This is a genomic window from Acidovorax sp. DMC1 (assembly GCF_056314325.1).
On record NZ_JBQUYO010000010.1, the window covers coordinates 181320 to 193752 of the forward strand.

Annotated in this window: 10 protein-coding genes; 2 read left to right on the forward strand and 8 right to left on the reverse strand. The window is 65.9% G+C overall.

The genetic code is table 11. The features are described 5' to 3' along the window. Positions 1–50: 50 nt before the first annotated feature. Positions 51–413, reverse strand: a complete 363-nt coding sequence (locus tag ACT531_RS19455) for an MliC family protein (RefSeq protein WP_015015403.1) — start codon at positions 411–413, stop codon at positions 51–53. A gap of 677 nt (positions 414–1090) precedes the next feature. On the opposite strand from ACT531_RS19455, the gene ACT531_RS19460 reads away from it, so the two are divergent. Beyond that, positions 1091–2269: an MFS transporter gene (locus ACT531_RS19460; protein ID WP_476018499.1), complete on the forward strand. Its 1179-nt coding sequence runs from the start codon at positions 1091–1093 to the stop codon at positions 2267–2269. Here ACT531_RS19460 and ACT531_RS19465 read toward each other — a convergent pair. Then, positions 2241–2723 (reverse strand): hypothetical protein, encoded by a 483-nt coding sequence (locus ACT531_RS19465; RefSeq protein WP_476018487.1) that lies wholly within the window; start codon positions 2721–2723, stop codon positions 2241–2243. The genes ACT531_RS19460 and ACT531_RS19465 overlap by 29 nt on opposite strands. Positions 2724–2816: 93 nt before the next feature. Here ACT531_RS19465 and ACT531_RS19470 point away from each other — a divergent pair, with 93 nt between their 5' ends. Further along, positions 2817–3203, forward strand: coding sequence for a MerR family DNA-binding protein (locus ACT531_RS19470; RefSeq protein WP_476018488.1), 387 nt, complete (start codon positions 2817–2819; stop codon positions 3201–3203). Positions 3204–3301: 98 nt separating this feature from the next. Here the strand turns inward: ACT531_RS19470 and ACT531_RS19475 are convergent, their stop codons facing one another. From ACT531_RS19475 to ACT531_RS19500, 6 genes are all read right to left on the reverse strand, one after another. Further along, positions 3302–4933, reverse strand: a complete 1632-nt coding sequence (locus tag ACT531_RS19475; RefSeq protein ID WP_476018489.1) for a SpoVR family protein — start codon at positions 4931–4933, stop codon at positions 3302–3304. Then, the gene (locus ACT531_RS19480) at positions 4930–6198 is read right to left on the reverse strand and encodes a YeaH/YhbH family protein (RefSeq protein WP_476018490.1); all 1269 of its coding nucleotides are present in this window, start codon (positions 6196–6198) and stop codon (positions 4930–4932) included. Before ACT531_RS19480 ends, ACT531_RS19475 begins: the two co-directional genes overlap by 4 nt. Before the next feature lie 47 nt (positions 6199–6245). Further along, on the reverse strand, positions 6246–8168 hold the full coding sequence (locus ACT531_RS19485; RefSeq protein WP_060984991.1) for a PrkA family serine protein kinase: 1923 nt from the start codon (positions 8166–8168) through the stop codon (positions 6246–6248). Between the two features lie 314 nt (positions 8169–8482). Continuing rightward, positions 8483–9694 carry an FAD-dependent monooxygenase gene (locus ACT531_RS19490; RefSeq protein ID WP_476018491.1) on the reverse strand — a complete coding sequence of 404 codons (1212 nt, stop codon included), beginning with the start codon at positions 9692–9694 and terminating at the stop codon, positions 8483–8485. Positions 9695–9743: 49 nt separating this feature from the next. Then, a complete protein-coding gene (locus tag ACT531_RS19495) occupies positions 9744–12257 on the reverse strand; it encodes a putative bifunctional diguanylate cyclase/phosphodiesterase (protein ID WP_476018492.1) in 2514 nt (837 codons plus the stop codon). Further along, positions 12254–12433, reverse strand: a 180-nt coding sequence (locus ACT531_RS19500; RefSeq protein ID WP_476018493.1) for a hypothetical protein, incomplete at its 5' end; no start/stop codon positions are given. The genes ACT531_RS19500 and ACT531_RS19495, both read right to left, overlap by 4 nt.

The window sequence follows — 12433 nt, forward strand, 5'->3', positions numbered from 1 at the left end:
AATACGAGAACCCAACCAGCCCATTACAGGCTGGGGTCAAAGAGAGCAGGTTACTGGACGCCCGCCACCATCATGCCGCGATTGCTGCGGCACCAGATCGGTGCCAGGTGTCCAATCTGGATCGTCAGTTCGTTGCCCTTGCCCAGCACCGTGGTGGGGCCGTTGCTGTAGGCGTAGCCGCTGTCAGCCGGCTGCTTGGGCAGTTCCACCGTCCAGCCGCTGCGGCGCATCACGCTGCGGCCTTGCTCGGGGTAGAACTGCATCTCGACCTTTTCGCCATTGCCGCAGGCGTATTGCATACTGCTGCCGTCGGCGGGGGCGCTGAACGCCTGCATGGCGGGGGGCTGGCTTGCGCAGCCCGACAACAACAGGGTAGCCAACGCACCCGAACCCAGCAAAACCATCGTCTTCATCGGTCACTCCTGACATCGCGGCGCAGCCTCGCAGCGCGCCCGACAACTTCCATCCAACGGCTTGTGGCCACCGGCCCACAGGGTCTTTTCAGCGCCCCTGGCTGCCACTAAGCACAAACCTTGCCATTCACCACCACCTGCACCATCCTGATTGCGAGAGACCGAAATCTGCGATTCCAGAACCGTGGCACACACCCGGTGCAGCGCATGGACACAAGAGTGCCCCACGCCCCCGGCACCGTCATTGGGGTCATCCCCACATCGAGAGCCTCCTCTAAAGTCTGCCAACGCCCTGTGGCGTCCTCATGACGGCGCCTGCGACCCGCAGACAAGGCCCGATTGGGAGCATTCAAAAGCTCAATCCACCGCGTAAACGTCCGATTGCTGGCACAAGCACCCCAAAACGGGCAACATCCGATGCGTTTGGTGGGGTATGCAGCGGGCAGACTAGGACATACCCTAAGAGCCTGCGAACCAGCCCACCTGCGGGCGCTGCTCGGCGGGCGCCGCCCCGTCCGTCGGCGACAGCGGCGGTTCTGCTCTGCGGGTAACCTCACCGGGCCTGATGGCCGAGGGAGAGCCGCTCCCAAACGCCACCGCCATCTGCCCTGGAGACCGTCCCCGTGCCCCCTTCGCCGCCCTCCCCACCGCTTCTTGCCCCCCGCGCCGCCTGGGCCATGCTGCTGGCGCTGGTGGTGGGCTTTGCGCTGAGCCAGGCGTTTCGCACCATCACGGCCATCATGGCGACGGGCTTGCGGGCCGAGTTCGGGCTGTCGGCGCAAGCGCTGGGGGTGTTTGCCGGGGCGTTTGCGTTTGCCTTCGGCACCATGCAGCTGTTCATGGGCATCGGCATCGACCTGTACGGCGTGCGGCGCACCCTGCTGGTGGCGTTTCCGCTCACCATTGCGGGCGCGGTGTTGTCGGCATTGGCGCCGGGCTATGGCACGGTGCTGCTGGGGCAGGTGCTGATCGGCGTGGGCTGCGCGCCCGCATTTTTGGTGTGCACCGTTTTCATCGCGCGCTACTTTCCCACGTCGCGGTTTGCCATGGTGTCGGGCGTGGCCATGGGGGTGGGCGGGCTGGGCATGCTATTTACCGGCACGCCCCTGGCGTGGCTGGTGCAGCAGTCGTCCTGGCGCATGGGGTTTGGCGTGCTGGCGGGCCTGGCGGCGCTGGCCTGGCTGCTGATCTTCTGGAAGGTGCATGAGCCCGCACAACCCCTCGACGATGCCGCTCCGCGCGAATCGGTGCTGGAGGCGGTGCGTGGCTTTGGCGCGCTGTTCCTGCTGCCGCACACCGCCGGCATCATGCTGCTGGCGCTGATGACGTACGCCTCGTTCCTCACGCTGCGCGGGCTGTGGCTGGGGCCGCTGCTGATCGAGCGGCACGGCTATTCACTGGTAGCCAGCGGCAATGTGGCCATGCTGTCATCGCTGGTGTCGCTGTTCAGCCCGGCCTTTTTTGGTCGGCTGGACCCTGGCCCCACACGGCGCAGGCGCTGGCTGCTGGGCTTTACCGTCCTGCTGGCGGCCTTGTTTGCGGCCATGGGCTTTTTGCATGCCGAATGGCTGGACGTGGGCGGCTCCGTGGCCGTGGGCCTGCTGTCCGGCTACATGGTGCTGCAGTACTCGGATGTGCGCTCGGCTTACGCCCCCGCCGTCACGGGGCGTGCCATGGCGGTGTTCACCATGGCGCTGTTCCTGGGCGTAGCGCTGATGCAGTGGGTGACGGGCGTGGCCGCCTCCATTGCCGCCGCACAGGGCGCAGACCCGTATGTGGCGGTGATGTTGACCATTGCCACCATGCTGGGGGTGGGCGCACTGGCCTTCAGGCTGCTGCCCGCGCCCGCCCATTGACCCGATCATTCCCCCGTGCGGGGCCGGGCGGGCACAGTGCCGTGCTGCTGCCCGCCACGCGCCACCACTGCAGCACGCCAAACAGCAGCTCGAACGCGGTAAAACCCAGCACGATGGCATTGGCGCCGTGCGCCACGGCGTAGATCTGCCAGGCCGCAAACAGAAACCGCGCCACGCCGTCCAGCCGCCCCAGCAACACCGTGGGCACCACAATGCGCGCCAGCGACCACACCACCACCACCGAGCCCAGCAGGTTGGCCAGCAGCATGTGTGTGGTGTCCAAAGGGTGCAAGGTACCGGGCAGAGCGAGCGCCTGGGCCAGCAGATTCAGTTGGGCATAGAGCCAGGCAAAGGTCCAGGGCAAGGCAAACGGCCAGGTGACGAGCAGGTCGTACCAGCCGCTGGCGCGCACGATGCGCAGGTAACGGTCGGAAGCGAAGGCGGGGATGGGCATGACAGGAAACCTCTGTGATTGAATCAATGAGGCCCCGAGCTTCCACCTTGAAGTACGCTTCAGGGTCAAGCACTTTGTGAGGGGAACAGGATCATGCTGATCGGCGAACTGGCCACGGCCTCGGGCCTGAGCCGCGAGGCGCTGCGTTTTTATGAACAGCAGGGCCTGATCCGCGCGCGGCGCCTGGACAACGGCTACCGCGACTACCCGCCCGAGGTGGTGACGCTGGTGCAGTACATCCGCACCGCACAGCAGCTGGGCTTTACCCTGGCGGAGATCGGAGACCGGCTGCCCGCCATCTGGGACGCCGCCGAGCCCGGCCCCGCCTTGGCGCAGGTGCTCGCCGCCAAGCTGCGGGAGATTGACGAACGGATTGCCGCGCTGCAGGCCTTGCGCCAGACCCTGGCGGAGCGCGTGGCCACCGACTGCCCGCTGCAGGCCCGGCCGCCACGGGCCAAGGCCTCTTCGCCTGCTTTTTGAGCCAAATCGGGCGGTAGCGCTAGTGCATCATGCGCTAGCAGCTATCAAAAGCAGAGCAATATTCCTTCATCCGCTGTGCAGATGCCAACGCAGCTCGGTCAGGTGGCTGAGGCGGGCACTTGGTGCAGCAGCACCGGGTGGTTGCCATCGGCGTCCGCACTCTCGATCTGCACCCCAAAGCCCCACAGCCGCGCCACGTGCTTGAGCACCTCGTGCGTGTCGTCGGCGAGCGGGCGGCCCTGGTACTGGGTGTGGCGCAGGGTCAGGCTGCGGTCGCCGCGCAGGTTCACGTTCCACACCTGGATGTTGGGCTCGCGCGTGCCCAGGTCGTACTGCTGCGACAGCAACTGGCGCAGGCTGCGGTAGCCGTTCTCGTCATGGATCTCGCTGACCACCAGGTCGCGCTCGGCGGCGTCGTCATGCAGCGCGAACAGGCGCATCTCGCGCATCAGGTGCGGGCTGAGGTACTGGCCGATGAAGCTCTCGTCCTTGAAGTTGCGCATGGCATGGTCCAGCGCGGGCAGCCAGGGGGTGCCTGCAATGTCGGGGAACCAGTGCCGGTCTTCCGCTGTGGGGTTCTGGCAGATGCGCTGGATGTCGCGGTACATGGCAAAGCCCAGCGCATAGGGGTTGATGCCGCTGTAGGCCCGGTGACCCACGGGCGGCTGGTAGACCACGTTGGTGTGCGAGCCCAGCCATTCGATCATCACGCCATCACTCAGATACCCCTCGTCGTACAGCGTGTTGAGCAGCGTGTAGTGCCAGAAGGTGGCCCAGCCTTCGTTCATCACCTGGGTCTGGCGCTGCGGGTAGAAATACTGCGCGATCTTGCGCACGATGCGCACGATCTCGCGCTGCCAGGGCTCCAGGAGGGGGGCGTTCTTTTCGATGAAGTACAGGATGTTCTCCTGCGGCTCCTGCGGAAAGCGGTTGTGCTCTTGCGCCGCATCCTCCTTGCCAGGGCGGGTGGGTAGCGTGCGCCACAGCTCGTTGACCTGCTGCTGGGCGTAAGCTTCGCGCTGTGCACGCTCCAGGCGTTCGCGCGCCAGGTTCTTCTTGGAGGGGCGGCGGTAGCGGTCCACACCAAAGTTGGCCAGGGCATGGCACGAGTCCAGCAGCCGCTCCACTTCGCCCGCGCCGTAGCGCTCCTCGCACTGGGCCACATAGTCCTTGGCATACACCAGGTAGTCGATGATGCTGGACGCATCGGTCCACATGCGAAACAGGTAGTTGCCCTTGAAGAAGCTGTTGTGGCCATAGGCGGCGTGGGCAATCACCAGCGCCTGCATGGCGGTGGTGTTCTCCTCCATCAGGTAGCTGATGCAGGGGTTGGAGTTGATGACGATCTCGTACGCCAGCCCCATGTGCCCGCGCCGGTAGCGCCGCTCGGTGGCCAAAAACTCCTTGCCGTAGCTCCAGTGCCGGTAATTCACCGGCATGCCCACGCTGGAGTAGGCGTCCATCATCTGTTCGGCGGTGATGATCTCCAGCTGATTGGGGTAGGTGTCCAGGCCAAAGCGCTCGGCCGTGGCGGCGATGGCCGCGTGGTAGCGCTCGATCAGCTCGAACGTCCAGTCGCTCGGGTCGGGCAATGGCTCCGCAGGCCGCGCACCCGCAGGCAGAGGCTGGCCGGGCACGGCGCGGTGGCGGCGCTCGCCCACGGCAGCGGCCTTCCAGGGGTTGTCGCTCTGGCGGCGCTCCAGCACGGGGTACTGCACCACGTTGTTCATGCGGCCACCCCCTCTTTCTTGAAGAGATCGCGGAACACCGGGTAGATGTCACCGGGTGCGGAGACCTTGCGCATCGCAAAGTGGGAGTACAGCGGCGCGAGCTGGCTGTACTCGTCCCACAGGTTCTGTTCTTCCTCGGCCACCTGCACATAGGCAAAGTAGCGCACCAGCGGCAGGATCTTGTCCACCAACAGGTTGCGGCAGATGCCGCTGTCGTTGGTGAAGTTGTCGCCGTCGCTGGCCTGGGCCACGTAGATGTTCCAGTCGCCCTGCGGGTAGCGCGCGCGGATGATCTGGTCCAGCAGCACCAGCGCGCTGCTCACCACCGTGCCGCCGCTTTCGGTGGAGTGGAAAAACTGCTCCTCACTCACCTCGGCCGCCTGGGTGTGGTGGCGGATGAACACGATGTCGATGGTCTCGTAGTGCCGCGTGAGGAACAGGTACAGCAGGATGAAGAACCGCTTGGCCAGCTCCTTGCGCGTCTCGTCCATGGAGCCCGACACATCCATCACGCAGAACATCACCGCCTGGCTGCTGGGCACGGGCACCGGCGTGCGCGCACGAAAGCGCAGGTCGATGGGGTCGAGGTACGGAATCTTGCCGATGCGCGCCGTGACCGCATCGATGCGGCGCTGCAACTCAGCCACCGCCTCGCTGGTGCCGTCGTCCTGCGCCAGCAGGGCGTCCAGTTCGGCCTGCAGCGCCAGCAGCTCGCGGTGCGCCGACTTGCCCAGTGCAATGCGCCGACCCAAAGCGCCGCGCATGGTGCGCAGCACGGCCAGGTTGTTGGGGATGCCGTCCTGGCTGTAGCCTGCGCGGCGCGACTTCCACTGCGGGTTCTCGCCAATGTGGGTGTGCAGTAGGTGCGGCAGTGCGAGGTCTTCAAAAAAGAGCTGCATGAACTCTTCTTTGGTCAGCGTGAAGGTGAAGTCGTCCTCGCCCTCGCCGCTGTCGCTGGCCTGCGATCCGCGCCCACCCGCACCGCTCTGGGGCCGCTCGATGCGGTCGCCACGCACATGCTCTGCATTGCCGGGGTGCACGGTGTCGCGGATGCCGCCCTGACCGTGGTGGAAGACGGGCTCGCTGATGTCCTTGCGCGGGATGGTGATGCTCTCGGCCTGCTCCATGTCGCGGATGCCGCGTTGCGAGACGGCGCGGCGCACCGCATCCGCGATCTGTTCCTTGTAGCGGCGAACAAATCGCTCGCGGTTGCCCACCGACTTGTTCTTGCCAGCGAGCCTGCGGTCGATGATTTGCAATGCCATCCGTTGCTCCCGTTCCCCATGCAGGGCCTGTGGCCCAGGCACCGACCCTAGCTACTCTTGCGCACGCGCAGGTACCACTCGCACAGCAGCCGCACCTGCTTGGGCGTGTAGCCCTTGTTGACCATGCGGGTGACAAAGTCCTCGTGCTTGCGGGCCTCTTCGGCACTGGCCTTGGCGTTGAAGCTGATCACCGGCAGCAGCTCTTCGGTGTTGGAGAACATCTTCTTCTCGATCACCAGCCGCAGTTTTTCGTAGCTCGTCCAGCTGGGGTTCTTGCCCTGGTTGTTGGCGCGTGCCCGCAGCACGAAGTTGACGATCTCGTTGCGGAAGTCCTTGGGGTTGGCGATGCCGGCGGGCTTCTCGATCTTCTCCAGCTCGGCGTTGAGCGCGCTGCGGTCAAACACCTCGCCCGTGTCGGTGTCGCGGTATTCGTTGTCCTGGATCCAGTAGTCGGCGTAGGTGACGTAGCGGTCGAAGATGTTCTGGCCGTACTCGCTGTAGCTTTCCAGGTACGCCGTCTGGATCTCCTTGCCGATGAACTCGGCGTAGCGCGGCGACAGGAACTCCTTGATGTAGCCGGTGTACTTGGTCTCCAGCTCGGCAGGGAACTGCTCGCGCTCGATCTGCTGCTCCAGCACATACATCAGGTGCACTGGGTTGGCCGCCACCTCGGCGCTGTCGAAGTTGAACACCTTCGAGAGTATCTTGAACGCAAAACGCGTGGAGATGCCCGTCATGCCCTCGTCCACGCCCGCGTAGTCACGGTACTCCTGGTAGCTCTTGGCGCGCGGGTCGGTGTCCTTCAGGCTCTCACCGTCGTACACCTGCATCTTGCTGAAGATGCTGGAGTTCTCGGGCTCCTTCAGCCGCGTGAGGATCGCAAACTGCGCCATCATCTTGAGCGTGCCGGGTGCGCACACAGCGTTGCCCAGCGACGATTCGCGAATCAGCTTTTCGTAGATGCGGATCTCCTCGCTCACGCGCAGGCAGTACGGCACCTTGACGATGTAGATGCGGTCGAGGAACGCCTCGTTGTTCTTGTTATTGCGAAACGCCTTCCATTCGCTTTCGTTGCTGTGCGCCAGCACCACACCGTCAAACGGAATGGCGCCAAAGCCTTCGGTGCCCTTGTAGTTGCCCTCCTGAGTGGCCGTGAGCAGCGGGTGCAACACCTTGATGGGCGCCTTGAACATTTCCACGAATTCGAGCAGCCCTTGGTTGGCCAAACACAGGCCGCCGCTGTAGCTGTAGGCGTCGGTGTCGTCCTGTGCAAAAGTTTCGAGCTTGCGGATGTCCACCTTGCCCACCAGGCTGGAGATGTCCTGGTTGTTCTCGTCGCCCGGCTCGGTCTTGGCAATGCCCACCTGCTTGAGCACGCTGGGGTAGCGCTTGACCACACGGAACTGGCGGATGTCGCCACCGTATTCTTCGAGCCGCTTCACCGCCCAGGGCGACAGCACACGCTGCAGGTAGCGGCGCGGAATGCCGAACTGCTCCTCCAGCACCGGGCCGTCTTCTGCGGCGTCGAACAGACCCAGCGGTGATTCGTTGACCGGCGAGCCCTTGAGCGCATAAAACGGCACCTTCTGCATCAGCGCCTTGAGGCGCTCTGCAATGGAGCTTTTGCCACCACCCACAGGGCCCAGCAGGTAAAGGATCTGCTTGCGCTCCTCCAACCCCTGCGCGGCATGGCGGAAGAAGCTCACCACCTGCTCGATGGACTCCTCCATGCCGTAGAACTCGGTGAAGGCGGGGTAGCGCTTGATGACCTTGTTGGCAAAGAGCCGCGACAGGCGCGGGTCGTTGCGCGTGTCCACCATCTCGGGCTCGCCAATGGCGGCCAGCATGCGCTGGGCCGATGTGGCGTAGGCCATGGGATCACGCTTGCACTCGGCGAGGTACTCGTCGATCGACATTTCCTCTTCGCGGCTACGGGCGTAGCGCGCGGCGAAGTTGCTGATGGCATCCATACGACCTCCTGTGGCGGCACCCCTGGCGGGCGCAGGTGGTACCACGGTGTTGCATTGGCAATCGCTACCGGCTTGGCACTTTGTAGCACCACGAACTGCGCTTGAACAGCCAATTCGCGGGCATGTGACTGGCCTTTTTGTGGCGTTGCACACACAGGGATAGAGCGTGGCACACTGCGCGAAGTTCACCCTGCAAAACACTGGCAGGGGTTGCCCCGGATAGGGAATGTCCTGACAACCGGGAGGTCCTTCCAAAGCCCCGTACGCGCCCCCTGCGCCTGAGGCTTATTCGCAGGGCCTGCCCACACTCCCCATCACAACGAGCTGGCGCTGGAACCATCGCCCCGGTACAGCCACGGCACATCCAGCAAGCGTTCACCCAGCAGGCGCAACGACAGGTCGCGCCCCCAGCGCACGGGCCCCGTGGCGTGGAAGATGCGACCATTGCGCGTGGACCTGGCCTGCACCCGCGCGTTGCGCTGCCAGCGGTTTAGCGCATAGCGGCGCAGGCGCAGCGGTACATCGAGGTCGTGCATGGCCAGCGCCCGCTGCAGCTCGGCCGCGTCTTCAATGGCCATGCCAGCCCCCTGCGCCAGATACGGCCGCATGGGGTGCGCGGCATCGCCCAACAGGCCCACCAGGCCTTGTGCCATCTCGTCGGCGCTGCGCACCGGCGGGCGGTCGCACAAGGGCCACAGGCGCCAGCCAGCCCCACCCACGGCGCTCACGCTGCGCACCACGTCCTGCAGCGCAGTGCAGGTGCCCTGCAGCGCATGCTCCAGGCCTGCGGCGTTGGCGGCGTGGTCCCAGTTCTCAAGATCTTGCGGCGCAGGCCCTTGCACGATGACCACCAGGTTCTGCAGCTCGCCCCGGCGCACGGGGTATTGCACCGCGTGCAGGCGCGGGCCCAGCCACGCGGTGACCTGTGCCGTGCGCAAGGCGTCGGGCAGCGCAGGCTGCGGCACCAGCGCGCGGTAGGCCAGATGCCCCGTCACGCGCGGCGGTACCGCGCCCAGAAGCTGGGTGCGTATGCGGCTCCACAGGCCATCGGCACCGATCAGGGCATCGCCCTCGACCTGCTTGCCCCGGCTGGTGCGCACAGTCACCACGCCGTCGGCATCGGCAAAGCTATCGATCGCATGGTCCAGGTGCAGTTGCGTGTCGGTGTATTGGGTCACAGCAGACAGCAGCAGGCCATGCAGGTCCGCACGGTGGATGGTGGCGTAGGCCGCGCCGTAGCGCTCCACCGCCGTGGGCCCCAGGGGCAACACGGCCAGTTCCTTGCCGCTGACGGCATTGCGCACCTGTAACCGGCTGGGGAAGGCCGCCACCCCTTGCAGTGGCTGCTGCAGGCCCCAGGCTTGCAGCCGGCGCACCACGTTGGGCCCAATCTGTACGCCCGCACCCACTTCGCTGAATGCAGCAGCACGCTCGTACAGCCGCACCTCCCATCCCGCCCGCGATGCGCCTAACGCAGCGGCCAAGCCGCCAATGCCGCCACCGGCGACCAACACCTGTTTCTTCATGGCGCGATTGTGAACTGCGCGCGCTGGAGGGCCTTTGTCTTAACGCAGGTCATAGCGCAGGCCGCAGCGCACGCTCCAGCACCTCGGCGGGCATGGGCCGACCAAACAGATAGCCCTGGAAAGCCTTGCAGCCGTAGCGCTGCAAAAATTCGAGCTGGCCTGTGGTCTCTACGCCCTCGGCCACCACCGCCAGGTCCAGGCTGTCGGCCAAGGCCAGGATGGTGCGCACGATGGCGGCGTCGTTGGGGTCGGTCTGCAGGTCGCGCACAAAGCCCTGGTCGATCTTGAGCTGGTCAAGCGGCAGCCGCTTGAGGTAACTCAGGCTGGAATAGCCCGTACCAAAGTCATCCAGCGAGAAGCCCACACCGTAGCGGCGCAGGTGCTCCATGCGCGCAATCACGTCCTCAACATCGGCCATCAACAGGCTCTCGGTGAGTTCGAGTTTCAGGCGCTCCGGGTTGGCCCCCGTGGCGTCCAGCACGCCCAGCACCTGCTCCACAAAGTCGGGCTGGCGGAACTGCCGCACGCTCACGTTCACCGACAGGAAGAACTGCCGGGTGAGCGAGCTGCGCGACCAGGCCACCAGCTGTGCGCACGCCGCCTCCAGCACCCATTGGCCCAAGGGCAGGATGAGCCCGGTCTGCTCCGCCAGCGGAATGAATTCGGCGGGGGACACCATGCCCCGGCGCGGGTGGCGCCAGCGCACCAGGGCCTCGGCACCCTGCAAGCGGCCTTTGCCATCCACCACCGGCTGGTAGTACAGCACCAGCTCCTTTTCTTGCAGGCCCCGGCGCAGGTCGGCCTCCAGGGCCGAGCGGTTGCTCACGGCCGCTTGCATGTCGGGGTCGAAGAAGCGCTGGGTGTTACGCCCCGCCGCCTTGGCCTGGTACATGGCCAGATCCGCATGTTTGAGCAGCTCGTCCACGCTCACGGTCTGCTGGCCGAACAGCGCAATGCCGATGCTGGGTGTGCTGTGGTGGCTGGCATCGCCCAGAGCGTAGGGCTTGCCCAGCGTGGTGGTGATGTGGCTGGCCACCAGCGCGGCCTCGGCGCTGGCGTGAGCGGGATCAGCGCTGAGGCCCTCCACCAGCACCACGAACTCGTCGCCCCCAAAGCGGGCCACGGTGTCGGACTCCCGCACGCAACCCTTGAGCCGCTGCGCCACCTGCAGCAGCAGCTGGTCGCCGGTGTCATGGCCCAGCGTGTCGTTGAGGTCCTTGAAATTGTCGAGGTCGATGAACAGCAGTGCACCCTGGGTGCCAGAGCGTGCCACAGCCGCCGTGGCATGTTGCAGCCGGTCCACCAGCAGGCGGCGGTTGGGCAGGCCCGTCAGCGAGTCATAAAACGCCAGACGTTCGATCTGGCTTTCGACCTGCTTGCGCTCCGTGATGTCGCGGCCCACGCCCCGGTAGCCACGCAGGGCGCCATTGGCATCGAACACGGGGACCCCGCTGACCGAGATCCAGTGCATGCTGCCATCCGCACGCCGGCGTTGCAGCTCCAGGTCGCGGAACGGCTGGTTTGCCGCCAGCACCGCACGGTGCGCAGCCCAGTCGGCATCGGTCATGTTCAGGGCACCGATCTCCCAGCGCGTGCGCCCCATCACGTCCGACAACGGGATGCCGTTCACGCTCAGGTCCCCGGCCAGCTGCACAAAGCGCCCCTCGGCGTCGTGCTCCCAATACCAGTCGGACGACAGATCGCTCAGGGACCGGAAGCGCGCCTCGCTCTCGCGCAGCTCGTTTTCCACACGCACGTAGTCGCTCACGTCGGCAAAGGTGCGCACCAGGCTGCCATCGGCCAGCGAGGTGGTGCGCACCTCGAACGTGCGGCCATCGCGCGTGGTGCGCCAGTACAAGGCCGGGGCCGGGGCCACTGCGCCCTGGGCCACGTAGTCGTGCCCGCGCCGGTCCACCAAGCTATAGCCATCGCCGAAGTCGCCGCGCTCGGCCTGCACACGCGTGAGGTCGGCCAGCGTAGGGCGAGTGGCCATCAGCGACTCGGGCAAATTCAGCAGCTCCAGCACGCGCTCGTTGTAGACGGTGATACGGCCATCGGGCCCGGTCTTGAAGATGCCCTGGCTCATGCTGGCCAGCGTGGCCTGCAGGGCCGAGCGCTGCTCCTGCAGCATGGTCAACGCCTCTTGCCAGATGCGGGCGTCCACCATGCGCACGGGCTGGCCCCGCCCCTGCGCTCCCTGCACCAGCGCCACCAGGCGGTTGAGCAGCTCGCTCAGGTGTGCAGCGCCGTCGGCCTCGCGCAGCACATAGTCGCCCAGCCCGCAGCGGAACGCGCGTGCGGCCAGGGCCTCTTGCGCTGCATCGATGCACATCAGCACCGGGCGGCCTGCGCACAACTCCAGCAAGCCTGGCAGTTCCTGGTCACTGGGTTTGAGGCACAACACCACGGCGTCCCAGGCCTGGCTGGCGAGGGGGGCCTTGGCGGTTTCGGGCGTAGGGCTGTTGACCACCCGCCAGTCCGGGTAACGCGCCGCGATCAACCGCCGCGCGGCCGCTGCGTGCTGGGTATCGATGTCCACCCACAGGATGCCCACGCCGTTCATGGCCGTTGCTCCTGCTGTGCGGGCTGCGAGGTAGCGAGCGAGGGCGCCGAATGGCCCGGCAAGTGCTCACGCTCGAACAACTCGACGGGCCCGGGCCTTCCAAACAGATACCCCTGGAAGCCCTCGCACCCATGCAGCCTCAGGAACGACAGCTGCCCCGTCGTCTCCACCCCCTC